Genomic DNA, 26,346 nt, shown 5'->3' on the forward strand with positions numbered 1-26,346 from the left:
ATTAAACACACCGATTTTGCAGAAGTTCTTAATTATGCTAATGAATCAACCTTTATTTATTATGATCCTCCCTATCGTCCTATTAGCGAAACTGCAAATTTTAATGCTTATAGTTCCCTAGAATTTAATGATGATGAACAAAGAAGATTAAGGGATATATTTGTGAAAACATCTAATCAAGGTGCATTACAAATGTTGAGTAATTCAGATCCGACTAATTATGTTGATGATCCTTTCTTTGATGAATTATATCAAGACTTTAATATTAGTCGCATTTTAGCATCAAGGATGATTAATTCTAAAGGAGGTAAACGAGGAAAAATAAGAGAAATTTTAGTTACTAATTATTAAAAATATGATTATATTCTGAATCTTAATATGGTTCAATCAGGAATTTTAGAAGCATTAATTCTCAACGAAACTATCATAACTGATATTTAAAATTAGAAAGCTAAGGATTACCAATCAATCCCAACATTTTAGCTAACCCTCCTAATAAAGCAACCATCAAACCGATAAGTACACCTCGATTAATAAATTCTTGGTAATCCAATCTTTTTCCTAAACCATCGACTTTTTCTTCTAGTTTTGCTTGTCCTACTTTTAAATCTGTAACATCTTTTTGCAGAGTATCTAATTTTTGATTAACATCTCTTTGGTTACTCTCTAACTTGGATTCCAACTTTTCAAATCGTTGAGTAGAAGCTTCTTCCATTCTATCGAGTTTATCATCGATCTTTTTGAGGATATCTTCTAAAGAGTATTTAACTGTTACTGGTTCATTCATGAATTCAACTCCTATCTATTAATACTATTAATTATAGTATTTAGGGATTGCCAATAAACCCGAACATTTTAGCTAAACCTCCTAACAAAGCAACAAGTAAACCGATAAGTACACCTCGATTAATAAACTCTTGATAATCCAATCTTTTTCCTAACCCATCGACTTTTTCTTCTAATCTTGCTTGTCCTACTTTTAAATCGGTTACGTCTTTCTGGATGGTGTCTAATTTAGATTCTAGTTTTTCAAATCGTTTAATAGAAGTTTCTTCCATTTTATCGAGTTTATCATCGATCTTTTTGAGGATATCTTCTATGGGGTAAGTCACTTTCACCGGTTCATTCATGAATTCAACTCCTATCTATTAATACTATTAATGATAGCATTTAGGGATTGCCAATCAACCCGAACATTTTGGCTAAACCTCCTAACAAAGCAGCAAGCAAACCGATAAGTACACCTCGATTAATAAACTCTTGATAATCTAATCGTTTGGTTAAACCTTCTACTTTTTCTTCTAATTTTGCTTGTCCAACTTTTAAATCAGTAACATCTTTTTGCAGAGTATCTAATTTTTGATTAACATCTCTCTGGAAACTATCTAATTTCTGATCAAAGTATTTTTGGTTACTCTCTAACTTAGATTCTAGTTTTTCAAATCGTTTAGTAGAAGCTTCTTCCATTTTATCGAGTTTATCATCGATCTTTTTGAGAATATCTTCTAAAGAGTATTTAACTGTTACTGGTTCATTCATGAATTAAACTTTAACAATATTTCTTTTATTATATTGTAAAAAAAGAGAGGGGAAAAACCCCTCAAAAAGTTAATAATTATGGATAGAAAACCTTTAACGGTCAACAGAACCCATAATAATATCGATACTACCCAAAATTGCCATAATATCAGCAACCTTAACCCCTTTAAGGAGATGGGGCAGAATTTGTAAATTATTAAAGTCTGGGGCGCGAATTTTCCAACGCCAGGGGAAGACATCATTATTACCCACAATAAAGATCCCTAATTCTCCTTTTCCACTTTCCATGCGAACATAATGTTCACCTTCAGGAATTTTAAAAGTAGGGGCGACCTTTTTGGCAATATATTGATATTCAAAATCATTCCATTGGGACTTTTTCCCTTCCATCATGCGTTTGGCTTCGAGGTTTTCAAACGGACCTCCTGGAATGCCTTTTAACGCCTGACGAATGATTTTAACCGATTCGCGCATTTCCCGAATACGGACTAAATAACGGGCAAAACAGTCTCCTGCGGTTTCCCATTGTACTTCCCAATCGAAGTCATCATAACATTCGTAATGGTCCACTTTCCGTAGGTCCCATTTAACCCCAGAACCCCGTAACATCGGGCCAGACAGTCCCCAGTTAATCGCTTCATCGCGGGTAATGGTTCCTACCCCTTCGACGCGACGGCGGAAAATGGGGTTATTGGTGATTAACTTCTCATATTCGTCTACTTTGGGGTCAAACGCATCGCAGAAGTCTTCACATTTATCGATCCAACCATAAGGTAAATCTACCGCTACCCCACCGACACGGAAGTAGTTGTTATTAATTAAACGCATTCCTGAGGCAGCTTCCCAGAGATCATAAATCATTTCCCGTTCGCGGAAAATGTAGAAAAAGGGAGTTTGTGCGCCAACGTCTGCTAAAAAGGGGCCTAACCACAGTAAATGGTTAGCAATGCGGTTCAGTTCCAACATAATCACCCGAATATACTGGGCCCGTTTGGGAACTTCAATATCCGCTAATTGTTCAGGGGCGTTAACAGTAATCGCTTCATTGAACATTCCGGCCGCATAATCCCAACGACTCACATAGGGAACGTACATGATATTGGTGCGATTTTCCGCAATTTTCTCCATCCCTCGATGAAGATACCCGATCACGGGTTCACAGTCTACCACGTCTTCTCCGTCTAACGTGACGATCAAACGCAATACCCCGTGCATTGAGGGATGATGAGGCCCCATGTTCAATACCATGGGTTCGGTTCTAGTTTCTATTTTTGACATAGGGTGGTCACTTACACTTAACCGTCATCTTTACTATTTAGGATAACGCCTTTTGAGATAGGAAACATTCATATCTTGCACCTTCGATAAACCCCCAACCCCCCTGCCCCCCTTTCAAAGGGGGGTGTGGGGGGTTGGGAACGGGGAACAGGGAACAATACAATTCACAAAGGTTTCAACTGTTTGTCATCTCTTAATCTATTCTTACTCTTCAAATAAGTTACTTAATCGTTCGACTTCGTTTTGTGCGGTGTACATTGGCGAACCGGATAAAATGCCAGTGACATTGCGGAAGGGTTTACCGATGTGCATTCCTTCATTATCAATAGAAAATTCCCGAATATCTTTATCGTGCATTGAACCGCGCATTTTTAAAACAGTGATCCCTCGACGCATTTCTCCATACATTTCGACGTAACGCAATAAAATAATGGAATCCGTAATGGTAGAAATATGGGCCTCTGTAATGGAAGATCCCCCCAATAAAGTTGGGGTGGTTGATGTGAATAAACCGCCGATTTCCTGCTGTTTAATAAAAGAGGTTAAACCAATAATAAACTCTCGAAATCCTTTTAAGGTGGAAATCCGTTCGATCGCTGATAAACTATCGACAGCAACGCGGTTGGGTTTAAAGGTTTCAATGGTTTCCTTCATATTGATCAGGTGATTTTCTAACCCGGTGGTTTCTGGATAACGACACACCACTTTTAACTTGCCTTGTTTTTCCATTTCGCGAAAATCGACACCCCAACCGGTGGCATTGCGAAAGAGTTGTTCTCGGCTTTCTTCAAAGGCAAAAATTAAACATCGTTCATCATTAACCACTCCACCGGCCATAAATTCTGTGACCATGAGGGTTTTGCCCGTTCCGGTGGCCCCAGAAACTAAAATGATCGAATCTCGGAAAAATCCGCCCCCACACATTCTATCTAATTCGTGACTCCCTGAAGTAATGCGAATGTTAGAGGATTTTTGTTCTAAGACAATGGCCGATAAGGGAATAATGATCACTCCACGACCCGGAACAATGGTAAAGGGATATTCTCCTTTTTGGTGATCGGTTCCCCGATATTTCAAAATTTCGATAGTTCGGCGACGTTTTTCTTCGCTTAAGACGTTGCGTAAAATGACCACATTATCAGCTACAAATTCTTCTACCCCATACCGACTAATATCTCCATATTCTTCGGTTCTTTCGGCCGTCATAATGGCTGTTACCCCTAATTCTCGTAACGCCGAGGCCAGACGAAAGAGATCGCTTCTTACTTGTGCGCTATCGCTTAAATGGCTAAAAATCGCCCCCAGAGAGTCCATAGACACCCGTTGGGCGTTATACTTACGGATAGCGAATTCGATCCGAGCGATCAAGGCACCGAGATCGTAGTCTCCTGTCACCATCATCGGTTCTCCGGGTTGGGGAGAGGCATCTACAAACGCCCATTTTCTTTCTAGTTCCCATTGAGCAATATTCCAGCCAAACCCTCGCATATTCCGTCGTAAGGCTTTGGGTGGTTCTTCAAACGTAATAAAAACACCGTTTTCCCCTCGTTTAATTCCTTCGGCTAAAAACTGACAAGCGAAAACCGTTTTAGAACTTCCTGCCGTTCCAGCGACTAGCGTGGCCCGTCCTTTTGGTAGGCCCCCTTCTGACAAAAAATCAAATCCTGGAATGAAGGTTTCTAATTTCTGAATATAGTCTAGTTCGTTTTCTGGAGTCATCCGTGTTGTTGTTAAGGAATAGAGGGTTACAGTAGAAGTCAGAAGTCAGAAGTCAGAAGTCAGAAGTTTGTTCTGGTGCTACCACACAGAAGTTCAACACGCTTTCTATCTAAAGTTTGATGAAAAGTGACTATCCTAATCTATACTTTCGACTACGTTAATGGTTCATTGTTTATTTTGCCTGTTTCTTTTACTATTGCCAAGAAATGTTAGTTAATTTTTATCTTGGGAAACTAAATCTAACCCCAAAAGCACTTTTTGCGTATTTGACATATCTCCGATAATGCGTTGTAGGGGTGGGGGTAACTGCTTGATGAGGGTAGGGGTGACTAAAATTTTTTCTTGTTCGGCCTGTTGCGGTTGTTCGAGGACATCGATAATTTCTACTGTATATTGATCGCGCAATTCCTCGTGACAGATGCGAAAGAGATTAGCGATCGCCCTTTTCGAGTTGGCGGTATTCCCTGTAATATAGAGCTTGAGGAGATATTTATTCATGAAGGTTACGGGTAATCTTTTCTGGCCGATAGGTTAATATTACTGAGGCCGATATAATATTTACGATAAAATGAAGCTAAATAACCCATCAATTCTAAAATCATCAGTCTTCCTTCGGCGACATAAGCTTGAGCTTTAACCACCGGAACATCTTGACTTTTTTCTTTTAAAACTTTGGTATGAATTTCAATAGCATCTCTAGGACTGGCTTTGAGAAAGCCTAATTTATCTGCTAAGGTTCGCAGTTGTTGAGAAATATTATACTCTACTTTAAACACTCTTTGTTCTAACGATAAGTCTAATAACTGACCATACGCTTCTGTCAATTCTTCAAAGACATCGGGTAAGCTTTCTTTGAGGGGATAGGCCCCAAATAATCGAGCGGTGACACTGGTTTCACGACTGGAGTTAATGAGATCATCTAAATCGGCAAACTCTTGCGCCTGGCGTACGGCTTGTTGTTGTTTATTAATTTTAGCCCGATATTTTTGCCGTTCAATACTCAAGCGAATTTCATGGATCAACAAATTACTGTCAAGACTTTTAAGTTCTAAATAACCATCGGCCCCTAACTGAAAAGATTCGACGACTTTTCCTTCCCGTTGCCGATCCATTTCTACGATAATCGGAATATTAACTGCATTTTCTCTCACTTTAATCAAGGTATCTAACCCTTGACTATCGGGTAAATCTAAGTCTAATAAAATAACGTCAAACTGATGGGATTCTAAGGATTGTAAACTATCCCTTAAAGTGGTCGTACAAGTGGTAGCAAAAGTCAAATTTTCCGCTAGAGAACTTTGTTGACTTTTAGACAATAAATCTTCTAATAACTCAATATTCTCTAACTTATCTTCTATTAATAAAACATGACAAGTTTCGTTGGGCATTGGTTAGAATAAGCTCAACTTTGCGTTTGAGTGTTTATACTGGTTGGATACCTATATCATAAACGGAATTTTCTTGATCGCATAGGGTATACTCCCCCATATCGTGTGTTTTGATACAAAATTATATTATTATAATAATCTTTGCTTATGAATTGTTCCTACATCCCTTAAATATTCGTCCAATCTTTAAAAATCATTAGCTCAGAGGGGGTTAATTCGCGCCATTGACCTGGTTTCAACCCTTCTAAGGTTAAATTTCTTATGTTTCCCTTTTTTTGCACTCCTATGGCGATTCTCATCAATCTTAGGGTCGGATAACCCACAGCGGCGGTCATGCGTCTCACTTGTCGGTTTCGTCCTTCGGTTAAGGTCATTTCTAACCAAGCAGTGGGAACAGTTTTACGATAACGAATCGGAGGATCACGGGGAGGAATGGAAGGGGGACTGTCTAATAATCTAACTTTAGCGGGCCGGGTTTGATAATCTTTAAGGGTAACACCCTGACGTAATTGATTTAAGGCCATTTCATTGGGAATGGGTTCAACTTGCACGAGATAGGTGCGAGGATGAGCAAATTGACGATGGGATAAACGATGTTTTAAAGGGCCATTATTGGTTAACAACAGCAACCCTTCACTATCCTTATCCAGTCTCCCCACCGAATAAACATCGGGGACGTTAATATAATCTTTAAGGGTGGGTCGAGGGTTTTCGGGATTGCTATTATCGGTAAATTGACATAAAACACCATAGGGTTTATTGAATAAAAGATAACGATAATTGTTTTTGGACATACTTAACGAATGGTTGTATTTTGTTCCTCTAAAAGACGGCTAACGCTGTGGCTATCTAAAGGAGGAAAAAAGCCATAACCTTGACCGTAACTACAATTTAAAGCTTTTAATTTATCTCGTTGTACATTGGTTTCTATCCCTTCGGCCACGACTTTCATATTTAAGGTGACCGCTAAATCAACTATCGCTTTAATAATTTCACATTTATCGGTTTCGCCAGCTAATCGTTTAATAAACGAGCGATCAATTTTCAAAATATTAAAGGGAAAACAATCTAAATAACTCAATGAAGAATATCCCGTGCCAAAATCATCTAAACAAAGTTGAATATTTCGCTCTTTTATTTGCTCAATCATATCCAGAACGGTTCTACTTTGTTCCATCAGAAAACTTTCCGTAATTTCTAATTTTAAGGAAGTTCCTGTTAACCCAGTTTCCGCTAAAATCTCATCTAAGATTTCAATTAAACCGGGTTGACTTAAATGTTTACTTGATAGATTAACACTGATGGTCAACGGTTTAAGATTGGGGAATTTTTGTTGCCAAAGACCTAATTGAGTGCAAGCATGGCGCAACACCCAATGATCAATTTTTAAGATCGCTTCTGTTTGTTCAGCAATGGGAATAAAATCAATGGGAGAAATTAATCCTTGTTCTTGATGTTGCCAACGAACTAGGGCCTCGAACCCATCAATGTGATCGCTTTCTAAGGAAATAATCGGTTGATAATAAACAACAAATTCTTGACGTTCAATGGCCCTTTGTAAGTCATTAGTCACTTGCAACCGTTGAATGGTTTGATTGTGCATCGAGGGTTCAAATACTTTGGAGGTTCCTGGCCCGTCGGCCTTGGCCTGATACATAGCCGTATCTGCATCTCGTAGGAGTTCTGCCACTTGATCTCCCTCCTGATAAACTGATTGTTCTCCTCCTAAAACAATACCAATACTGACACTAATTACAATTTCTTCATTGTGCAACAAAATAGGCTCTTTCAGGCTGTCATGGATACGATCAGCAATCAAGATCCCTTCATCAATATGGGTTAAATTTTCCAATAAAATGACAAATTCATCCCCTGAGAGTCGGGATAAGGTATCTTCGGCCCGCAAACATTGACTTAATCGACGACTGAGGATAATTAAGAGTTGATCCCCGGTCAAATGACCCAAAGTATCATTAATAAGTTTAAAGCCATCTACATCTAAAAAAAGCAAGGCAAAGCGTCTATTTTCATCTCTTTGACACCGTTTTAACCCTTGTTCGATCCGATCCATTAAGAGCGTTCGGTTAGGCAGTCCGGTTAAATTATCGTGTAACGTATCGTGGCGCAGTTGTTCTTGAATTTCTCTTTGTTCGGTGATTTCTGTGGTTAGTCCATCGATGCGGGTGGGGTTTCCTTGAACGTCTTTGATCAAATGACTGCGAACCCTGATCCAATGGATTGATTGATCGGGCCAAAGGATACGATATTCAATCTCTTGTCGTCCCGTTTTATAGATTAGTTGTTGTGACTCTTGAACTCTTTGTTGATCATCTGGATAAATAACTTCGTGCCATAAATTGATGTTATCTAAAAAGTCGTCAATGGGGCGACCGTAAACGGTTTCAGTGGCATGATTAATGTATAAAATGTCACCGGTTTGGGGAACAATTGACCAGACCACATCATCAAGGGAACCAACAATGCTTTGAAGGTGTTCTTGATTCAGTTGTAAGGCTTCCTCATTCGTTTTTAGTTGTTCATATAACCGTTGGCAGTGACGGATATATTCTAATAATTGAATATTTCTATTGCTTAATTGTTCTAAATCATCTAAACAAAGGGTAAATTGTTGTAAATTTTCCTTCGCATGAGCGAGTATATTCGTTTGTTCATTCAGTAATTGTTCGACCAAGACTAAGTAAGAATTAAGAGATGGGTCTGTTTCTTTTGCCATAGAGATAAATAAATGGTTTTAATAAATATAAGCATGATTTGCAGTCAAGGAACAACAATAAGGGAATGTACGCTATTTTAAGTTAACTTTGAAATCTGTCAAGAATTTTCTCGTTTTCACTCCATAACCTCTTTGATTAACTGCAAAACATGGTTTATCCATTCTCTGTTGTTTGAGAATATAACATTACGCATTCACTTAAGATATTAACCAAGCCTTAAACTCACTGACAACTTCGTTTTGCCTTTTGCCTTGCCCATAGCACTATTGTCCACAATATAATTCAGGTTACTTCTATTGTGTGTCATCATAACAATTTTATTGAGTTGAATATGATTTGATTAAGAATGGGGTTGACCAAACAAGACTAAAGAACACCTTATTTTTTTGAGCACTTCTGTGGTAATATCACTGACGGCTAAACCCCCGGCAGTACGACGGCGAAAGGATCTTAAAATAACGAGATCAAATTTATGAGAAGCTCGAATAATCACTTGTGCCGGAGCATCATGAATAATCATTTTTATTTTACAGTTTTCTGATAATTCATACTCAGTGATTAAATGAGATAAGGTTGTTTTAAATTCTGTAACTTGTTGGGTTGGGGTTTGGCGATCGCAAATATGTAATAAAGTAATTGATCCTTGATTAGCATCAGCAAAAAGTTTAGCAAATTTAATTGTTTCTAAGGTCGCTTTACTTAAGTTTTTTACTGGGACAAGAATGCGATATAAATTCGTGGGATTATCTAATAAACGCATCACCGCAACGGGACAATGAGACGACCAAAATACGGTATCTAAAATTGTGCCAAAAAGTCGCGCTTTCAACCCTGTATTTTCACTCCATCCCATAATAATTAAGTTAGCATTTTTTTCTCTGGCTGCGCGACTAATTCCATAGGCAATATCATCATCAATACGAATCATCGCATCCGCATCCACACTAAATTCTTGACTAATTTCTATGGCTCTCTCTAATAACATTTGACTTTGTTTTAAGTTTCCATCCAGTTGAGGATCATCCATATGAACCCCGGCAGTAGCAATAGAAACTGGCACAATAAGGCCTGATTCTTTTTTAGCTAATAAGGCTCCCATTTCGATTAAATCTCGTTGGGTATGGGGATTATAAATAGGGATAACAACGGTAAAACTATTATTCTCTCTTGGGAATTTTAATTCAGGTAACCATTCATCTAATGTACTACCAAGATTTTCATAATCTCCGTTTTCTGTTGTTTTGGGTAGGGGCAATTTCGTGGCAAATTGGGCAGTTAATACCGGTCCTAAAATTGAGGTAATTAACATTAGAACAATCACACTGTTAAAAACCGCTTCATTAATCAATCTTTCCCCGGCTGAATTTTGAATTTGGTAAGCTGCTAAGGCTGCGGCTAAAGTAGCCGCGACTTGGGGCAATGATAAAGACCACATCGTAAGTAATTCAGCCCAAGTGTACCGATAAAAAAGCTTTGCTGCTGTTGCAGCCAATAATTTAGCAAGGATTAAACCCCCGACAATACCAATCACTAAAGGCAGTTCAAATTGAATGGTTTGAATAAAAGCTGGAATATCTAATAATAATCCCATTCCAACAAAAAAGAAGGGTATAAATAACGTCCCTCCTACAAATTCGACCTTCTCTTTAACGGGACCATTTCCTACCACATCATTAACCGCTAAACCAGCTAAAAAAGCTCCGACAATTTTATCAACATTAATAAGTTGCGCCCCAATGGAGGCGAGAAATACTGCTAATAAAACGAACAAAAATTGATTACTTTCTTCATCGCCACTTCGTCTAAAATACTCTTTCCCCAACCAATCAAAACCAAAAAGAACAACAACTGAATAAAGAGCCAAAGAAACCAGTTGAATAATTAAGCTAGCTGACGAAAAATTTCCCCGATGAATGGAAACAGAAATAGCTAATACTAATAAAGCAGCAATATCAGTAAAAATAGTTGCTCCTATTGTTACCATAACCGCTTGATTTTTGACCATTCCTAACCGTTGAACAATGGGAAAGCCTAACAAAGTATGAGAAGCTAAAAGAGAACCAATTAAAATTGAAGAATTCCAGCTAAACCCAAAAGTAAGACCCACATAAGTCCCAGTTACTAAAGGAAAGAAAAAAGTTAAAATTCCAAATACTAATGATCGATCTTTCGTTTTACGAAATTCAGCTAAATCTATCTCTAAACCAGCGACAAACATGAGATAAATTTTACCAATTTCAGCTAAAAGATCGATGCTTTCTGAGTCAGCATCTAAGAGATATAATCCATCTTTACCTAAGATAACACCAGCAAATAATAGTCCAACTAACCCAGGGAGTCGTAACCGTTCAAAAATAGGCGGTAACGTCAGAATAACCAATAATAAAATAGTAAAGGAAACAAGAGGATTACCTCGTAAAATAGATAATAAATTTTCCATTAAGGTTAATCTTGGCTAATTACCTTAATCATTATAGTCTCTATTTTAAATACGAGGAGAAAGTCTTAAACATAGAACTAGAAATGAAGCCTCATCCACCTGAAAACGAGGTGGGCGTGTCTTATGCTATCGTTGAGTTAGAATGCACCCAAAGATCACACAAGACGGCACGACTTCTGTGCGAACGGCTAGAACTTCTGCTAGACCGTCCCTGACTGTCATTTCTGCGAGTCAGTTCTTGAATAGCTCTTGCTGCTATGTTGTAACTGGCCGAAAGATCACAATTGTATCTTTTTCCATTACTAAAAGTAGCTAGAGCATAATTAGATTTGTCACGTTTTACTTTTCCGCTTCCGTCATAAGCATTACTAGAAGTTCCTCTAGAAATTACATCTTTTACTTTTCCACCAAGTTCTAACCACTTTTCTTCGGTATAGTTTCGGATCAGAGATTTTAGCCATCCATGAAACTTTTGTTTTAAGTTAGAACGTTTTTTGCCACCTTTTGGTTTCCAGTTTTTAAGATACTCAAAAGCAATGACTGCACAATCAAAATTAATAGCAATTTCAACTATTCTTTTTGATACTTGGTGAGCTATTTGACGGTTAATATTACGACATTTACGATAGGTATTAGAGCAAAATCCTTTATGTAGTTTTCCTCCCTTACCCATTGTTCTTGACGCTTTTTTGGCTATCGACTTCAGCCTTTTGTCTCTACGGTCTATGTCTCGTCCAGGGTGAATAAATTCACGATAGATTACAGTGCCAATAGAGTCAACAACTGAGACAACAGCAGTTGTGTTAATACCTTGGTCAACAGATACTACACGGTTTACTCCTTCTTTTTTCTCTGGTTTACAGTGGAATGGAACCGCTAGATTCCACTTCCCATTTTTCTCTATTAAGTATGGAGAAAGCTGTTTGTTCTCAGAAACTTCATGACGATTTCTAACAGTAGAAATCTTAATAGTTTCCCAAATCCATTTCTTGCCATTAAACAGCTTGACATCAACCTCTTGTAAAGAATCAAGTCGATAACATTGACCTTTATATAATGCTGGATAACAATTAGAACCAATGGTTAATTTAGGTGGTTTAGCTGTACGTTTATTTCGAGATTGTCTTGATTGCCAATCTCGATATCTGGTAACAAAACTACTAACTTGTCCAAGAGCAAAGGCTATCGCAGCACGACGATAATAGCTAGGCATTTTATAGAATACTTTCCCAAAAATTGAATACTTAGGATTAGTATTCTTTTTCGTTTTGTGCATCAATTGCTCAACAATAGGTACAGCTTCTTTCGTACTTAAAGAACCAATTAGGTTCCAATGTGTGTAAACAATTGATGTTAAAAATTTGCAAGCTCTTTGATAGACAGAAACAGTCACAGTACAAAAGTTGCGCTGTGTTGCACTTGGGTTAAGACTCCACTTATCGGTGCGTATAATCTTGTGGTTTTGTGTTACCATAACTCGTAGTGTAACGTATAGTTTTTTAAAGTGTAAACGTCTCTAAGGTCCTTAACACCCACCTGATAAGTCGAGGTGGGGGAATGCGTCGCAATTTTGTTCAATGCTTGATAATTTGATGTAAACTCCATAATCAGTTCATCTTATCGACTTAGATGGCGTTTCACCCGAGGGTTTATTGAGGGGGTAAATGGGCTGGAAGAACACTAATAGAAGCAATGGCAACATAAATTAAAGCAAATCTCGTTTCAAAAATAGCAATTGAGTGAAAACTGGCTTGACGATACCAATTTAATACACAATTAACGATACCAAATTTAATTAAAGCGACAGCAAAGGATAAAGCGGTAATCAATGATAAATAGTTTAAACTGTACAATCCAGCCAAAATTAACACCGAGACACCATGATAGATTATCCCTGGTTTCAATGAACGAGTTTTTTTCTTCCGTAGTTTAATGGTGTAAATCGCACTACTAAAAAATAATGTGTTCAAAATCCACATTCCTACCGCTTCAATGGAGAGATGTCCGGTGGTTGCACCATAAGCTAAGGGGGCCGCTAGAGAAATAGCTGCAAAGCTGATAATTTCATTAACAATGGACTTGTGGTTTTGGTGCAGTACAGCAATTCCATCGGCAATTAAGGCCACCACCACTAAGCCATAAACCGTTAACAAAATAGGTGAGTGTAACCCCAGAATAATAGCGATACTGAGCGCAGTGATGCCATAGATTCCCCCCCAAATCAAAAAACGAGGTTTCCAACTTTTTCGTCGTTTTAGTTGCACAACATAAGGATGTTCTACTTGTAGGGTAAAAAAAGCACACAGCAAAGCGAGATTGGTCCATTGATTCCAATGTTGCGCTAAAGCAGCACCAGTCAAAAAAGAACCCAACAACACCAACAGTACACCCTGTTCCGGCGCGAAGGTGGGGCGCAACCAAAGCAGTATTTTAGAGGATTTTTGAGCCTGAGAACGGTCGCTGACGAAGGGAAAAGATGAGAGTGCCATAAAATCACACTAGCTTAATAATAATTATTCTCAATAACATTGAACCATACCTTTCTCGATTAAAAACAAAATTTAAGCTTTTATTCGTTTCGCTATGGGTCTTTTTCTTAACATTTTCTTAATTCAACCAGGGAGCGTGTCTCAACAAATTACCCTAAAATTTAAGTAAAATAATTAAGACTATCTCTCAATTAGTGTTGATAAGCCTAAGTCAACTAATGCAGAAATTTCTGATTGATTGGGAGAAATGGAAGTTTTATTAATGAATAATCTTTGAAACATCTTATTGCAAAGGAGAGCCAGATGGATTGGAAGGTTAATGACAATACCCGTGTTCCCCATCGTCGGGGTAAGGGTTGGAGTTTTGACTTTTTCAGCGACTGTGATGAGACTCAGGAGGAAACCCCCGAACAGGGGAAAAACCCCCATCATAGTGGTCATTATCCCCTGTCCCAAACCCAGGTAGGTCAAAAAGTTTGGATAGTGGGGTTTGTGGGAAAAGGAGGAATGAGTCGACTATTGGGAATGCAATTAAACCCTGGGACTCAAGTTCAAGTCATTAGCGTACAACCCAGTGGTTCAGTTTTGGTAGCCATTGAAGAGCATCGTATCGGAGTGGGTGCAGGAATGGCGCGCAAAATTTGGGTTAGTAACGAACCAGTCAATAAAAAATAATCTAAGTAGATTACAAAGATCCTAGTTAGGATTGCAGGGGAGTTCCGGAGGAGAGGGATTTTCGGCTTTCTCCCCTGCCCCCTGCTCCCCGCTCCCTTGCAGGCCAAACAAGTAAGTTTTCGATCGACTGAGTTAACATTGATTTCCTTGACTCTTTTTAGCCATGACTCAACTGCCATTAATTAGACTTTCGCCCAAATACGCCCAAGCTTATGCAACCATCACCTGTGCTATTTTATTGATACTTGGTGTCGTTTCGTTTCATTTTAACTGGGTTGGTTTAGGAATTTTGATCTTGACCACTGCTTATGTCATTGGGGGTTATGAAAGCACAAAAGAAGGACTAACCACCCTTTGGGAAGAAAAAGAACTAGATGTGGATTTACTGATGATTGTGGCAGCCTTAGGGGCAGCCGGTTTAGGGTTATGGCGACAGGAATATCATTTAATTGTGGACGGAGGGATTTTAATTCTCATTTTTGCCATGAGTGGGGCCTTAGAAAGCTTTGCCATGGAACGCACCGAACGCAATATTCAATCCTTAATGGCAGTGACTCCCGACACCGCTAGAGTCATAGGGGAAGAGGGGGAAAAGACGGTTTCCATTTCCCAATTACAAATCGGCGATCGCGTTTTGGTTAAACCAGGAGAAATGATTCCCATTGATGGCCTAATTATCGAAGGAGAAAGCAGCGTTGATCAAGCCTCTATCACAGGGGAATCCGTTCCCGTCGATAAAGTGATGGGGGACGAAGTGTTTGCCGGAACCCTCAACGGCAATGGTGTCTTAAAACTGAGGGTTGAACAACCGCCAGAAAGCAGTCTGATTCAAAGAGTCATTCGTTTAGTCGAACAGGCACAAACCCAAGCCCCTCCGTCTCAGGAATTTGTAGAACGTTTTGAGAGAGGCTATTCTAAGGTTATTGTCTTTTTAGCCATCGTTTTAGCCACTTTACCCCCTTTTCTTTTGGGATGGGACTGGGAAACAACCATTTATCGGATGCTGATTTTTTTAGTAGTGGCTTCTCCTTGTGCGTTGATGGCTTCAATTATGCCCACGTTATTATCAGGGATTGCCACCGGTGCCAGACAGGGGATTTTGTTTAAAAATGGGGCGCAACTTGAGAAAATGGGACGAGTAAAAGCCATCGCCTTTGATAAAACAGGCACCTTAACCCTGGGACATTTAGAGGTGGTTGAAATCATTCCCGCCGCCCAACAGTCGGCAGAAACAGTGTTAAAATTAGCCGCAGCCATTGAATCCGGTTCAGAACATCCTATTGGTCAAGCCATTGTCGAAGCAGCCCAAACAGCGAACCTATCCTGGGAGAGTGCCATTAAAATACAAGCCAAAACCGGTCAAGGGATTGTCGGAGAAGTCAACGGAAAACCGGTGACAGTAGGCAAAACCATGACAACCGTTGACGCTGAACCCTTAAAACAAGCCAGCCAAACCCTAGAAAATGAGGGTAAAACCGTTGTTTGGGTCAGTGTAGAGCAAGCGGTTATTGGTATCATTGCCGTTGCCGATACCATCAAACCAGAAGCCATTGAAGCGATCGCACAGTTGAAAAAATTAGGCATTCAAGCCACGGTAATGGTGACCGGAGATAACGAAGGCACCGCCCAAACCGTAGGCCAGAGGCTCAAATTAGATCGCATCCATGGCCAATTATTACCAGAAGATAAACTCGCTGTCATTGGTCAACTTGAACGACAGTATCAAACGGTGGCCATGGTAGGAGATGGCATTAATGATGCCCCGGCCTTAGCGGCAGCGACGGTAGGCATCGCCATGGGAGTGGGGGGAACCGATGTGGCCTTAGAAAGTGCCGATATTCAGTAGATCGAAAACTTACTTGTTTGGGCTGCAAGGGAGCGCCGGAGTGGGGAGAAGGGGAGATTATTTTAAAGTATTTTAGAGTAAATAAAAGTTCAAAAGGTTATAAATCTCTAAAAATCTCAATCATATTCCCTAATTTTTTATTTTTATTCTATTTTCTTTCTCCTCCGCTTCGGTCTCCCTGCTCCCCCGCAATCCTAACTAGGATCTTTGTGATCTACTTATATTGTGTTAATGTCGGACAATTTAGGGAAATTATCCCAAGCTATTGCTTTAGGTCGTCGTGCCAACCGTATTATTCGACAAAATATTACCTTTGCTTTGTTATTTATCTTTTTACTCTTACTCGCTAATTTATTCGGTAGCATTAATTTACCCTTGGGAGTCATCGGCCATGAAGGTTCGACGTTATTAGTCACTTTAAATGGTTTGCGGTTGTTGCGTTAAAACTCACATCTTGCACCCCCCACACCCCCCTTTCAAAGGGGGGCAGGGGGGGTAGGGAATGGGGAATAGGGAATAGGCAATGGTATTTATTTTTGCCTGTAACTCATTGAGAGTTGATTCTCTCTAGTCTATTATTTAGTTTTTATGTACTGGTGGAAGATGTCAGTTAAAACTCACACCTTCCACCCCCCACACCCCCCTTTCAAAGGGGGGCAGGGGGGGTTAGGGGCATAAGCCCTAATATTGCTTTCCTGACTTGCGATGGGCGATGGCCGTTAACCCCTTATCTTCTAAAACGTCTCCCTGGTTAACTAGGGCAAACACTAACCAGCGATCGCCGGCTTCGACTCGATGTTGTACGGTACATTCAAGATAAGCTAACCCTTCTTGTAAAATCAAACACCCATTCGAGGCCGTTTCCGTCTCTAGTTGCTCAAAGGGACTACTATTACAGTGGGAAAAATGTTTCCTTACGTTGCGTCCTTCTTTGAGAATATTGACAATAAAAGGAGTTCCTGCCTTAAAATCTGCCTCATTCCACTGTTTCTTGTCAATAGCAATCATTAACCCAGGTGGATTAAAAGTGGCTTGAGAGATCCAAGAGGTTAAAAACCCTTGGTGCTGGTGGTTTTGACAGGTGGTAATCACACAGATAGAACCAACAATCCGCCCGATGGCTTGTTCAGTGCGATCGCTTTGTACCGTGGTTAACCCAGAGGCTACAGGCCCTTGTTTTTGGCGTTTTTTCAAGGTTTGAGCGAAATTAAGCCCCGTTTGTTGACAATGTTCAACGGCAGCCTCATCGGGACTAAAGCGAATACGCAAGGGATCAAACCCTAAATTGTAATTACCATCCCTCAATTTTTGACTAATTAAGTCAATGGCTTCCCCACTCCAGCCATAGGAACCGAATACCCCGGCTAATTTGGTTTTACTGGCTGTACCTAACACAATTCCCAAGGCGGTTTGAATTTGTACCGGTGCATGACCCCCCAAGGTTGGGGAACCGATCAAAAAGCCGTCACAGTCTTGAATGGCACAGGTGATCTCTTCAGGGGTTGCTGACTCGCAATTAATGGATTCTACTGCCACCCCTTGATCCATGATCCCTTGAGCGATCGCTTGAGCAATAATAGCTGTATTCCCATAAGCAGAAGCGTATAATAAGGCCACTTTCAAGTCTTGAGACTGCTGTTGTTGACACCACTGACGATAATCATAGGTTAAACGACTCAAACTATAGCGCACCATAACTCCGTGGCCTGGGGCGTAATATCGGGCGGAAAATGGCTCAATTTTGTCTAAAATTTCGGCCACTTGTTTGGACTGTGAACCGTGCAAACAGTCAAAATAGTAACGGCGATCTTCATCCAATGCTTTCCAGTCGTCGTCAAACACCGCATCATGACACAGATGTAAGCCAAATAATTTATCTGTATAAAGAATACGGGTTTGACTATCATAGGTACACAGTCCATCGGGCCAGCGAGGAGTGGGGATAAAGGTAAATTGTAAATGATGACCTTGCCCTAAGTCTAAGGTTTCCTCGGAACGCACGGCCTGAATTTTGTCCTGCCACTGGGGAAATGTGGCTTTTAAGGTCTTAGCCGCCGGTTTAGAACAAACTAGGGTAATTTGAGGGGCTTTTTCTACTAAAATCTTCAACGTGGCCATTCGGTTGGCATTAACATGACCCAAGATCACATAGTCTATTTTCGATAACGCCAGATGATTTTCTAATTCTTGTAAGAAAATTTCGGTAAACGACTCCCCAGGGGGATCAAATAAAGCGGTTTTATCCCCTTCAACTAAATAAGCGTTAGCGGTTGTACCTTTACATAAAGCATATTCAACTTCAAATTTAAGACGTTCCCAGGTTCTAGAGCGAAAGATAGTGGTATTCTTGGCAATGGTGGCGGTTTGAACGTCACGGGGACGGGTAGGAAGACAGGTTGAGCTAAGCATGATTATATTCTGATCGATAATAGATAGTAGGTTTGAGTGAAAGTTCGTAGGGGCTTAATGATATTAAGCCCATCTATAAAAGGCTCAATTTTTAGCTAAAATGGCATGATTACCATTGGTTTCTGCTTTTTTGGTCGTTGCACGTTGTTGATGACGTTGGGAAACGGCGTGTTCGGGATCAATCCCATCAAACGTGGGAGGAAGCCAAACCCGAATCACCATTAACATTCCTAAAACCAGTAAAAAGGCACAGGTGGCTAATACTTGCGTTGCAGCAATTTCTAGAACACCTCTGACAATAAATTCTCGTAAAACCGAGACAATAGCGACTTCTACAGCAACACCGATAGAAATGCGCTGTTCTTTCAGGTAAATAATTAATAAACGGAATAATTCCACCCAAATGAGCAAGGATAAGATATCAGCCGTTACTATCTGAAATTGTACCGGTGGCAACAGAGACAATACCATTGAATACAGTTGCAACACCATAAACGAAAATAGTCCTAAACATAAACAGATAACAATGGCATCTTGAATGATTTCTAGAATGTTGACGATACGGTTAAGGTTAAGCCAACTGTTGCGTTGTGAAGAAGACTGTTTTATAGATTCGTACATGATTGTTTAGTTTTAAAAAGTTAATAATGAAAAAACGAAGAGACAGGAAATAGTAAAAAATAAGGAAATCTTGTCATGATCTAACCCTATTGCCACCCCCTCTAACTCCCCCTTTTGTTAGGGGGAAAACCCTTGCCGATTGCCCATCTTTAATAATGGGTTCCGACTTTGCGATGATGGACGGCGGTTAAACCATCAACTTTTGAAACTCGTCCTCGTTGCACTGTGCTATAAATCATCCAGTGATCGCCGCAGTCAGTGCGACTGCTCACTTCACATTCGAGGTATGCTAAGGCATTGGCTAAAATTTGAGAGCCATTTTGAGCCGGGTAGGTTTTAATACCGGCAAAGCGATCGGCCCCTGGGGCAAACCGTTTCAGAAAGTGCTTCATTAACCCTTGTGCGTTCCCTTCTTCGAGAACATTGAGAACAAAGCGATCGCCGGGATGCAATAAGGACTCGATCGCCCGATCTTTGGACACGGCAATGGCCACTCCCAAGGGTTCTAAACTGGCTTGAATGACCCAAGAGGCTAACATTGAGCCAGCAATTTCTCCTTTATTAGCTGTAATCAAATATAATCCGTTACTAATGCGACCTAAGGCTTTTTCTAGTCCTGAATCGATGTTTTTTAGGTTTTTAATGGAGCGATCGCGGGTGATCCATTGACCGAGATCCGTGCCGGCTTCTTCGGCCATTTTTTCGGTGTTAGGGGTTGGGGCTGTTTTCACTAAAATGGGGGGAAATCCTTCGCTTACGCCAATTTCTTGCAATTTATTGCGCAAGGGATAAATGGGTTCGTCTTCCCCTCCCCCGGACTCAAATAACCCGATGGCTTGTTTAGGATGGGCAACGGCTAAAATGGTATTAACAATGATCTGACCGTGATTATCGGACTGGGAAGGCATTCCCAAGACTAACCCTTTAGCTTCATAAGCCAGTTGTCGGGTTTCATGGGGGTCCGTGGTAGATAAATCAATTAAGTCAATATTGACCTCGGTTTTCTGCAATCCTTGGGCAATTTTCCTGGCGATCTCCTCAGCATAACCATAGTTTTCGTCATAAAAAATTACAACTAAATTATCGGTTTTTGCCTGTTCTTTACTCCATTGATCATAATCATTCATCCATTGAGGAATATGGTGTTTTAATAGGGGTCCATGGCCGGTGGCAATGGTATTAATTTCTAGCTTATCAATCCGTTTTAAAGCAGCTAAAACGGAGCGAGCATTCGGACCCATTAAACAGTCATAATAATATTTGAAATCGGCTTGCAGTAGCTCTGGTTCTTCATCGTAAATATAATCGTCACAATAGTGCATTCCAAACACATCACAAGTATAAAGAATACTCGTTTTTTGATCATAAGTAAAAATGGTATCGGGCCAATGAAGATTAGGAGCAGAAATAAATTGTAATTCGTGTCCCTTCCCTAAATCTAAGCTCGCTCCACTCTTAACAATTAAGCTGTTGAAGGGTTGATGCACCATACTTTCTAAGAATTGGATGGCAACTTTTGATCCGACAACGGTAACATTAGGAGCTAACTTTAAAACATCTTTAACTAACCCACTGTGATCCGGTTCAGTGTGACTAATAATGAGATAATCTAAGGCAGAGACATCAATTAAATCTTTTAAACCCTCTAAATATAATTGTTGAAATTTTCCATGAGATGTATCAACCAGGGCGGTTTTTTCTCCTTCTATAATGAAAGAATTGTAAGTGGTTCCATTTCTTAAGCCAAACTCGATATCAAAGCGATCGCGATCCCAATCTAAACAACGAATAGTCGTGGTATTTTCACCAATCTGACTGGTTTGTAAGGTCAAACGATTTAATGCGGTTAACTGGGTATTGTGAGCGGTGAGCGCAACCATATACTGCTGCCTCCAAATAATTTATTTACAATATTGAAACTTGCTTGACTCCCATTATGGCGCGCCTACATAGGTTTTGTAAAATGTCAATTCTTTAAGGTTTTAATAAGTTTTTTTTATATAAAAATATCTAAGCTATAACTCTTTTTAAGAGTATCAAGGGCCAAGGTTTCCTAGATTGAATCAAGGGAGTTTAACGGATGAGTAGAAAAACTGCTATAATGGTTCTTTTGGAGTATATTGTGTTTTAGGAGAAAATCGCTTATATGTCTCGTTATAGAGGACCTCGCCTGAGAGTAGTGCGAAGACTAGGAGAACTGCCAGGGTTAAGCAGAAAAACCCCCCGTCGGGCTTATCCACCGGGTCAACATGGTCAAGGCCGCCGTAAACGGTCAGAATATGCCATTCGACTCGAAGAAAAACAAAAGTTATTGTACAACTACGGTGTTACCGAAAAGCAGTTAGTTCGTTACATGAAGAAAGCTCGTCGGTCTACCGGTTCGACGGGACAAAAACTATTAGAACTGCTAGAAATGCGCTTAGATAACACGGTGTTCCGTTTAGGGATGGCCGGAACCATTCCAGGGGCCCGTCAATTAGTCAATCATGGTCATGTTATTGTGAATGGCCGTGTGGTTAATATTGCGAGTTATCAATGTCGTCCTGGGGATGTCATTGCGGTGAGAAATAAAGACAATTCTCGTCGTATAGTAGAAACTAATATGCAATATCCAGGGTTAGCTAACCTTCCTGATCATTTAGAATTTGATAAAAATACCCTGACTGGTAAAGTCAATGATGTTATAAAACGGGAATGGGTAGCATTACAAATTAATGAACTACTGGTGGTTGAGTATTATTCTCGGAAAGTATAAGTCAAAGATTACTCCGCCATACCACGACGGAGCCTATTTTGACCGTTGGACAACTCTTAAGGTTGTCCTCTTTTTTTATAGTGCTACGCACTGGGGAATAGGGAATAGGCAAGGGTTCTCCCCCTCACAAAAGGGGGTGGCAATGTTGTTTTGTTTTGATGCTAACTAATTCAAAATCTTATTTAATCTAATTAAGTATTTAAATTCTCCTTTGAAATGGTGGGTTACGACGAATTTTTCTGTTCTAGTTGTACCCTAAATTTTAGCCGTCTAACCCACCCTCCTGTCATGCAGTTCTATTAAGGACAAACAATGATACTAATACGCCAAGGGGTTGGCTCACCAGTATTATCAATTGTTTGAATCTCTAAGTTATTGTCTGCACTTTTTAGAAAAGTTTTTAGACTTTTAACTTCTTCTTTTTCCGGATGATCTTTATCTAAAATAATGGTAGCTTTTCCCTTTATCTCATCAAAAGAAAGTTCTTCATTATCCCATAGATAATACCCAAGAGAACCATATCCTTTTTGCCAAGTCTTAAAAGTCTTCCATAAATGAGCGGCAATCTCGTCACCAGCTTTCTGATTTTCTTGACATACAAAAAGATCAAAATCGGTTCTTTCTGGATTTTGCTGAATAACAGAACCTAAATAAAAATCACTAAATTCTTTCTTGATTTGCTTTGACATTTTTAGCGCTTCATCAATATGAAAATTAATGATTTCTACTGCCCAATCTCTAAGTTCTTCTTTTTCATTAATTTTTTCTTCATTCAGAATATCAGTCGCTAAGTCAATATACTTCAAGTTTAACTCTTCTGTGGCTAGTCCTCGATTAATAATTAGCCCGGCTACACCGATCGCAACAGGAATTAAGACACTTGAAAGTAACTGACTTACTACTTGCAATTTTTTCCAAATCAAGGGAAGACGATTATTATCATTGTCATCATGTTTGTCGGTAATCATAATTACCTCCTTGATTAAAAACCTTTTGGTTCTACCTTTATTTTATCCTTTTTACCAAAGTAAATTATTAAATTTTGTGTTAGTGTGGGGTAATCTTATTTCAAGGGAAATGGTGGGTTAAGACGGATTTTTATATTCTGTTTTTATCCTAACTTATTGCCGTCTAACCCACCCTACAAATGTTAATGTTGTGTCTGTTTTTCCTTCTCTGGGGACACTTTAACTGTTGTCTGTTTCTTATGTTTTCTGCCCTCAAAATCTTTTAATAACCCCATCAATGCAGGAATCACTGTCGGGGTTAAAAAGGTAGATAAAATTAACCCTCCCGTTAAGGCTATTCCTAACCCTTGATACAGTTCGGCCCCTTTCCCTGGAATAATAGCTAAGGGCAACATCCCTAAGACACTGGTGCCGGCAGACATAAAAATAGGCCGTAAGCGATCGCTCACGGCATAATATAAAGACGCATCATACTCCACTCCTTCTGCTTGGAGTTGCAAGGCCCGATCTACCAGTAAAATAGCGTTATTAACCACAATACCGGTCAAAATGACAAATCCTAACCCGGTAATCATATCCAAAGGTACGACAACCCCAGGAATCGCATTGGCCAACACTAAACTTAACAGGGCCCCGGTCATTCCCATGGGAACCGTGGCCATAATTAACAGAGGGTAAACAAAGGAACGATACAACGCAACCAAGAGTAAATAGGTGATCACCAAAGAAAGAACAAACGTTGCAGCCAACTGAAACAAGGTTTCTGCTAAAACATCCGCCGATCCCCCTAATTCTAAGCGCACACCAGGGGGTAAATTCCCCCGTAACGGCTCTAAAATCTCTGTTTCGGTTTGCTCCACCAAAGCCCCTAACGGTGCCTCTCTACCCACGCTTACGGTGAGGGTAATGGACCGTTCTAAGTCCACATGGTTAATAGCATCGGGGCCAGTGGTTTCGATAACTTCGGCCACATCCGATAGTTGCACTAATTGACCTTGGCCATTGTACATGGCTAGTTGTCGCAGTTGATCAGGGGTACTAACAAAGGTATCTTTGAGTTCCACACTGACGTTTAATTCCCGTTTCCCGTCCACAAATTCCGAGGCCCTTAAACCCCCTAAGGCACTTTGTACCATCGATCCGATCTCCGACTCCGATAACCCGGCCTCGGCTAAACGAACCCGGTTCGGGATCACTTGTAATTCTGGCGCACCGGTGACAAAATTAGAGCGAACGTTTTGTACACCTGGTAATTGTCGAATGTCTTGGTTAAGTTGTTGTTGTAGTTGGTTTAACTGGTCTAAGTTTTCCCCGATAATTTGTACTTCAAATTCCTTTCCCGGATCGTTAAAAATAGAGGCCCTGATAGGAACCATAAAGCGATACCCAGGAAACTCTAAACTCTTGCTACGGAGTCGGTTAACTAAACTATCTAGGGTGTTACCAGTCGCTTGATCCGGATGGACAAAGGCCGCAATAATACGTCTTCCTGGCCGATGAACATATAACGTTCTCATGATCTCAGGTTGTTCACTGACAAACTGTCTCGCCGGTTCGGACTGTTCAATGGCCTCAGGAATGCTGGTTCCGGGAAAGGGTTCAGCTAACCATAAAATCAGGTTACGGTTGCCTTGGGGTAAATAGTCCGGTGGGGGTAAAATTTGCAGACTCACCACAATTAAAGCTAGGGGAATAGCTAAAATAAGTAAGCGACGTTTTACTTTACCCCTTCCTAATGACCATTTAACGGTTTTCAGTAGAAAATCTTCGAGTTTTCCTTGTCCTGTCCGAAAAATAGTGGAAGTTTGGGCGACTTTTCTCTCTAACCAGTTACCCCCTTGATGGTTGACTTCGGTTAACATTTGTTCTGCTTCGGTTCGGTTTAAAAACAGGCCGGCCAACATAGGAACTAAGGTTAAGGCTGCCAACAGAGAGAATAACACCGACGCAGATAAGGCGATCCCAATATCAAAAAATAATTGTCCGGCTTCTCCTGTTACGAGAATAATAGGGGCGAATACGGCTACGGTGGTTAAGGTAGAGGCTAACATTGCACCCCCCACTTCCTGAGTGCCATCAATAGCCGCTTTCATGGGGGTTTTACCCTGTTGCATATGGGTAAAAATGTTTTCGAGGACAACGATCGCATTATCCACTACCATTCCCACAGCAAAGGCTAACCCGGCTAAACTAATTACATTAAGGGTTCGGCCCAGTAAAAAGAAGACAATAAAAACAGTAATTAAAGTAGTCGGAATAGCGATCGCAATAACCCCAACGGTTCGTAATGACCCCAAAAATAACAGTAAAATCAAGGCGGCGAGGATCGCACCCATAATTAGATTACTCTGTACAAAGGAAATAGAAGCGTTAATGTAGTCGTTTTCATCATAAGTAATATCGAAGGTGATCCCTTCTCCTTCCCGATCAAATCTTTGTTCTAAGTCAGCTAACGCTGCACGAATACCTGAAGAAATTTCAGGAACATTGCCCCCTACTTGTCGCATGATGCCAATACCAACGGCTGGCTCATTATTTCTCACTAATGCCCGATCTTGAATCGCCCTTCCCATACGCGCTTGGGCCACGTCTCCTAAATAAACGGTTCCGGACTCATCCCGACGCAAGACAAACCCTTCTAACTGTTTCACGTCATTAATACGACTGAGGGTCCTGACTCGATATTCTCGTCTTCCTAAGACTAACGGGCCACCGCGAATATCCCTATTATTGCTACGCAGCGTATTAACCACATCCCCAATGGTAAGGTTGCGATCGGCCAATGCTTTGGGATCAACAATAACCTCCACTTCCCTTTCTCGTCCCCCGGAGATCAGAAACTGTCCCACTCCTTGGACTTGTCGTAAACGGGGGACGACTACATCATCCACTAAGTCCCGATAATGGTATTCATCGGGGGTGTAGCCTTCTTTAGGGATTAAGATAACCCACATCATGGGACTACTGCTACCGCTTACCACTTCGACGTTAGACTCGTCTGCTTCGTTGGGAAGGGCTTCTACTTGTTGTAATTTATTGAGAACATCGATTAAACTGCGGTCAATGTCCGTATTCCAGGTAAACTCGACACTAATATTACTGGTGCCGTTACTGCTGGTACTGCTGATCTCTTGTATCCCTTGAACTTCTTCTAACCTTTCCTCGATGGGACGGGTTACTAAGTCTTCCACTTCTGCCGGACTTGCACCGGGGTAAGGGGTGGTAATGGTGATTTCCGGGCGATCGCCGCCGGGTTGTAATTCTAAGGGTAAATTAAAGAGGGATAAGATCCCAAATATTACTAATAAAGCAAACAAAACCCCTGTACCATGTCGCCAACGAACGGCTGTTTTAATTAAACTCATTTTTTTTAGTGATAATTGTTATAATCTGGACTCGATCAATTTTTTAAGGAAAGGTTGGCGGAAGTCCCCACCTAAAAATACTATCAAAATCCCCACATTTTAGTTGGGGTAATTCACTC

The 26,346-nt window shown here is 40.3% G+C and carries 21 protein-coding genes and 1 pseudogene; 5 read left to right on the forward strand and 17 right to left on the reverse strand.

Features of this window, described 5'->3' with window-relative positions; genetic code table 11:
* The coding region (locus tag C4E06_RS17265; protein WP_198648779.1) for a DNA adenine methylase at positions 1–351 on the forward strand (351 nt) is incomplete at its 5' end.
* 100 nt (positions 352–451) lie between these two features.
* Here the strand turns inward: C4E06_RS17265 and C4E06_RS17270 are convergent.
* The 12 genes from C4E06_RS17270 to C4E06_RS17325 form a co-directional block, all read right to left on the reverse strand.
* On the reverse strand, positions 452–787 hold the full coding sequence (locus C4E06_RS17270; protein WP_107669173.1) for a DUF4164 family protein: 336 nt from the start codon (positions 785–787) through the stop codon (positions 452–454).
* Between the two features lie 40 nt (positions 788–827).
* Positions 828–1,130 carry a DUF4164 family protein gene (locus C4E06_RS17275; protein WP_107669174.1) on the reverse strand — a complete coding sequence of 101 codons (303 nt, stop codon included), beginning with the start codon at positions 1,128–1,130 and terminating at the stop codon, positions 828–830.
* 40 nt (positions 1,131–1,170) lie between these two features.
* The gene (locus tag C4E06_RS17280) at positions 1,171–1,539 is read right to left on the reverse strand and encodes a hypothetical protein (RefSeq protein WP_107669175.1); all 369 of its coding nucleotides are present in this window, start codon (positions 1,537–1,539) and stop codon (positions 1,171–1,173) included.
* A gap of 93 nt (positions 1,540–1,632) precedes the next feature.
* Positions 1,633–2,817 carry an NAD(P)H-quinone oxidoreductase subunit H gene (locus C4E06_RS17285; RefSeq protein WP_107669176.1) on the reverse strand — a complete coding sequence of 395 codons (1,185 nt, stop codon included), beginning with the start codon at positions 2,815–2,817 and terminating at the stop codon, positions 1,633–1,635.
* Positions 2,818–3,021: 204 nt separating this feature from the next.
* A complete protein-coding gene (gene kaiC / locus C4E06_RS17290; RefSeq protein ID WP_107669177.1) occupies positions 3,022–4,536 on the reverse strand; it encodes a circadian clock protein KaiC in 1,515 nt (504 codons plus the stop codon).
* A 213-nt stretch (positions 4,537–4,749) separates the two neighbouring features.
* Positions 4,750–5,034 carry a circadian clock protein KaiB gene (kaiB, locus tag C4E06_RS17295; RefSeq protein WP_107669178.1) on the reverse strand — a complete coding sequence of 95 codons (285 nt, stop codon included), beginning with the start codon at positions 5,032–5,034 and terminating at the stop codon, positions 4,750–4,752.
* 5 nt (positions 5,035–5,039) lie between these two features.
* Entirely contained in the window at positions 5,040–5,924 is an 885-nt protein-coding gene (locus C4E06_RS17300) for a response regulator transcription factor (protein WP_107669179.1), read from the reverse strand.
* Positions 5,925–6,091: 167 nt separating this feature from the next.
* Entirely contained in the window at positions 6,092–6,718 is a 627-nt protein-coding gene (locus C4E06_RS17305; RefSeq protein WP_107669180.1) for a pseudouridine synthase, read from the reverse strand.
* Positions 6,719–6,720: 2 nt separating this feature from the next.
* Positions 6,721–8,658 carry a bifunctional diguanylate cyclase/phosphodiesterase gene (locus tag C4E06_RS17310; protein ID WP_107669181.1) on the reverse strand — a complete coding sequence of 646 codons (1,938 nt, stop codon included), beginning with the start codon at positions 8,656–8,658 and terminating at the stop codon, positions 6,721–6,723.
* 341 nt (positions 8,659–8,999) lie between these two features.
* Positions 9,000–11,099, reverse strand: coding sequence for a cation:proton antiporter (locus C4E06_RS17315; RefSeq protein WP_107669182.1), 2,100 nt, complete (start codon positions 11,097–11,099; stop codon positions 9,000–9,002).
* A 121-nt stretch (positions 11,100–11,220) separates the two neighbouring features.
* The gene (locus tag C4E06_RS17320; protein ID WP_339377041.1) at positions 11,221–12,492 is read right to left on the reverse strand and encodes a hypothetical protein; all 1,272 of its coding nucleotides are present in this window, start codon (positions 12,490–12,492) and stop codon (positions 11,221–11,223) included.
* Between the two features lie 256 nt (positions 12,493–12,748).
* Positions 12,749–13,588 (reverse strand): YwiC-like family protein, encoded by an 840-nt coding sequence (locus C4E06_RS17325; protein WP_107669184.1) that lies wholly within the window; start codon positions 13,586–13,588, stop codon positions 12,749–12,751.
* Positions 13,589–13,891: 303 nt separating this feature from the next.
* Between C4E06_RS17325 and C4E06_RS17330 the strand changes: the two genes are divergently transcribed.
* The 3 genes and pseudogenes from C4E06_RS17330 to C4E06_RS17340 form a co-directional block, all read left to right on the forward strand.
* Positions 13,892–14,263 (forward strand): ferrous iron transport protein A, encoded by a 372-nt coding sequence (locus C4E06_RS17330; protein WP_107669185.1) that lies wholly within the window; start codon positions 13,892–13,894, stop codon positions 14,261–14,263.
* Between the two features lie 163 nt (positions 14,264–14,426).
* Positions 14,427–16,109 (forward strand): heavy metal translocating P-type ATPase, encoded by a 1,683-nt coding sequence (locus C4E06_RS17335; RefSeq protein ID WP_107669186.1) that lies wholly within the window; start codon positions 14,427–14,429, stop codon positions 16,107–16,109.
* 222 nt (positions 16,110–16,331) lie between these two features.
* Positions 16,332–16,553: pseudogene (locus C4E06_RS17340) on the forward strand (heavy metal translocating P-type ATPase); the annotation flags it as partial.
* Between the two features lie 237 nt (positions 16,554–16,790).
* On the opposite strand, the gene C4E06_RS17345 reads toward C4E06_RS17340, so the two are convergent.
* The 3 genes from C4E06_RS17345 to C4E06_RS17355 form a co-directional block, all read right to left on the reverse strand.
* The gene (locus C4E06_RS17345; protein WP_107669188.1) at positions 16,791–18,518 is read right to left on the reverse strand and encodes a diflavin flavoprotein; all 1,728 of its coding nucleotides are present in this window, start codon (positions 18,516–18,518) and stop codon (positions 16,791–16,793) included.
* 84 nt (positions 18,519–18,602) lie between these two features.
* Positions 18,603–19,139 carry a phosphate-starvation-inducible PsiE family protein gene (locus C4E06_RS17350; RefSeq protein WP_107669189.1) on the reverse strand — a complete coding sequence of 179 codons (537 nt, stop codon included), beginning with the start codon at positions 19,137–19,139 and terminating at the stop codon, positions 18,603–18,605.
* 149 nt (positions 19,140–19,288) lie between these two features.
* Complete coding sequence (locus tag C4E06_RS17355; protein WP_107669190.1) at positions 19,289–21,019, reverse strand: diflavin flavoprotein; 1,731 nt, start codon at positions 21,017–21,019, stop codon at positions 19,289–19,291.
* Positions 21,020–21,285: 266 nt separating this feature from the next.
* Here C4E06_RS17355 and rpsD point away from each other — a divergent pair, with 266 nt between their 5' ends.
* On the forward strand, positions 21,286–21,894 hold the full coding sequence (rpsD, locus tag C4E06_RS17360; RefSeq protein ID WP_107669191.1) for a 30S ribosomal protein S4: 609 nt from the start codon (positions 21,286–21,288) through the stop codon (positions 21,892–21,894).
* 299 nt (positions 21,895–22,193) lie between these two features.
* Here the strand turns inward: rpsD and C4E06_RS17365 are convergent, their stop codons facing one another.
* Both C4E06_RS17365 and C4E06_RS17370 read right to left on the reverse strand, forming a co-directional pair.
* A complete protein-coding gene (locus C4E06_RS17365) occupies positions 22,194–22,862 on the reverse strand; it encodes a hypothetical protein (RefSeq protein WP_107669192.1) in 669 nt (222 codons plus the stop codon).
* 182 nt (positions 22,863–23,044) lie between these two features.
* Complete coding sequence (locus tag C4E06_RS17370; protein ID WP_107669193.1) at positions 23,045–26,227, reverse strand: efflux RND transporter permease subunit; 3,183 nt, start codon at positions 26,225–26,227, stop codon at positions 23,045–23,047.
* Positions 26,228–26,346 lie beyond the last annotated feature (119 nt).

It is taken from the genome of Cyanothece sp. BG0011, from assembly GCF_003013815.1.
Taxonomy (GTDB): Bacteria; Cyanobacteriota; Cyanobacteriia; order Cyanobacteriales; family Microcystaceae; genus Crocosphaera.

What these genes read in the sequence shown, in the direction of transcription:
- C4E06_RS17305 (WP_107669180.1), bottom strand. Translation starts at nt 6,718, where the DNA reads ATGTCCAAAAACAATTATCGTTATCTTTTATTCAATAAACCCTATGGT.
- C4E06_RS17355 (WP_107669190.1), bottom strand. Translation starts at nt 21,019, where the DNA reads ATGGTTGCGCTCACCGCTCACAATACCCAGTTAACCGCATTAAATCGT.
- C4E06_RS17365 (WP_107669192.1), bottom strand. Translation starts at nt 22,862, where the DNA reads ATGATTACCGACAAACATGATGACAATGATAATAATCGTCTTCCCTTG.
- C4E06_RS17330 (WP_107669185.1), top strand. Translation starts at nt 13,892, where the DNA reads ATGGATTGGAAGGTTAATGACAATACCCGTGTTCCCCATCGTCGGGGT.
- rpsD (WP_107669191.1), top strand. Translation starts at nt 21,286, where the DNA reads ATGTCTCGTTATAGAGGACCTCGCCTGAGAGTAGTGCGAAGACTAGGA.
- C4E06_RS17370 (WP_107669193.1), bottom strand. Translation starts at nt 26,227, where the DNA reads ATGAGTTTAATTAAAACAGCCGTTCGTTGGCGACATGGTACAGGGGTT.
- C4E06_RS17335 (WP_107669186.1), top strand. Translation starts at nt 14,427, where the DNA reads ATGACTCAACTGCCATTAATTAGACTTTCGCCCAAATACGCCCAAGCT.
- C4E06_RS17275 (WP_107669174.1), bottom strand. Translation starts at nt 1,130, where the DNA reads ATGAATGAACCGGTGAAAGTGACTTACCCCATAGAAGATATCCTCAAA.
- C4E06_RS17325 (WP_107669184.1), bottom strand. Translation starts at nt 13,588, where the DNA reads ATGGCACTCTCATCTTTTCCCTTCGTCAGCGACCGTTCTCAGGCTCAA.
- kaiB (WP_107669178.1), bottom strand. Translation starts at nt 5,034, where the DNA reads ATGAATAAATATCTCCTCAAGCTCTATATTACAGGGAATACCGCCAAC.
- C4E06_RS17345 (WP_107669188.1), bottom strand. Translation starts at nt 18,518, where the DNA reads ATGCTTAGCTCAACCTGTCTTCCTACCCGTCCCCGTGACGTTCAAACC.
- C4E06_RS17350 (WP_107669189.1), bottom strand. Translation starts at nt 19,139, where the DNA reads ATGTACGAATCTATAAAACAGTCTTCTTCACAACGCAACAGTTGGCTT.
- C4E06_RS17300 (WP_107669179.1), bottom strand. Translation starts at nt 5,924, where the DNA reads ATGCCCAACGAAACTTGTCATGTTTTATTAATAGAAGATAAGTTAGAG.
- C4E06_RS17315 (WP_107669182.1), bottom strand. Translation starts at nt 11,099, where the DNA reads ATGGAAAATTTATTATCTATTTTACGAGGTAATCCTCTTGTTTCCTTT.
- kaiC (WP_107669177.1), bottom strand. Translation starts at nt 4,536, where the DNA reads ATGACTCCAGAAAACGAACTAGACTATATTCAGAAATTAGAAACCTTC.
- C4E06_RS17310 (WP_107669181.1), bottom strand. Translation starts at nt 8,658, where the DNA reads ATGGCAAAAGAAACAGACCCATCTCTTAATTCTTACTTAGTCTTGGTC.
- C4E06_RS17285 (WP_107669176.1), bottom strand. Translation starts at nt 2,817, where the DNA reads ATGTCAAAAATAGAAACTAGAACCGAACCCATGGTATTGAACATGGGG.
- C4E06_RS17280 (WP_107669175.1), bottom strand. Translation starts at nt 1,539, where the DNA reads ATGAATGAACCAGTAACAGTTAAATACTCTTTAGAAGATATTCTCAAA.
- C4E06_RS17270 (WP_107669173.1), bottom strand. Translation starts at nt 787, where the DNA reads ATGAATGAACCAGTAACAGTTAAATACTCTTTAGAAGATATCCTCAAA.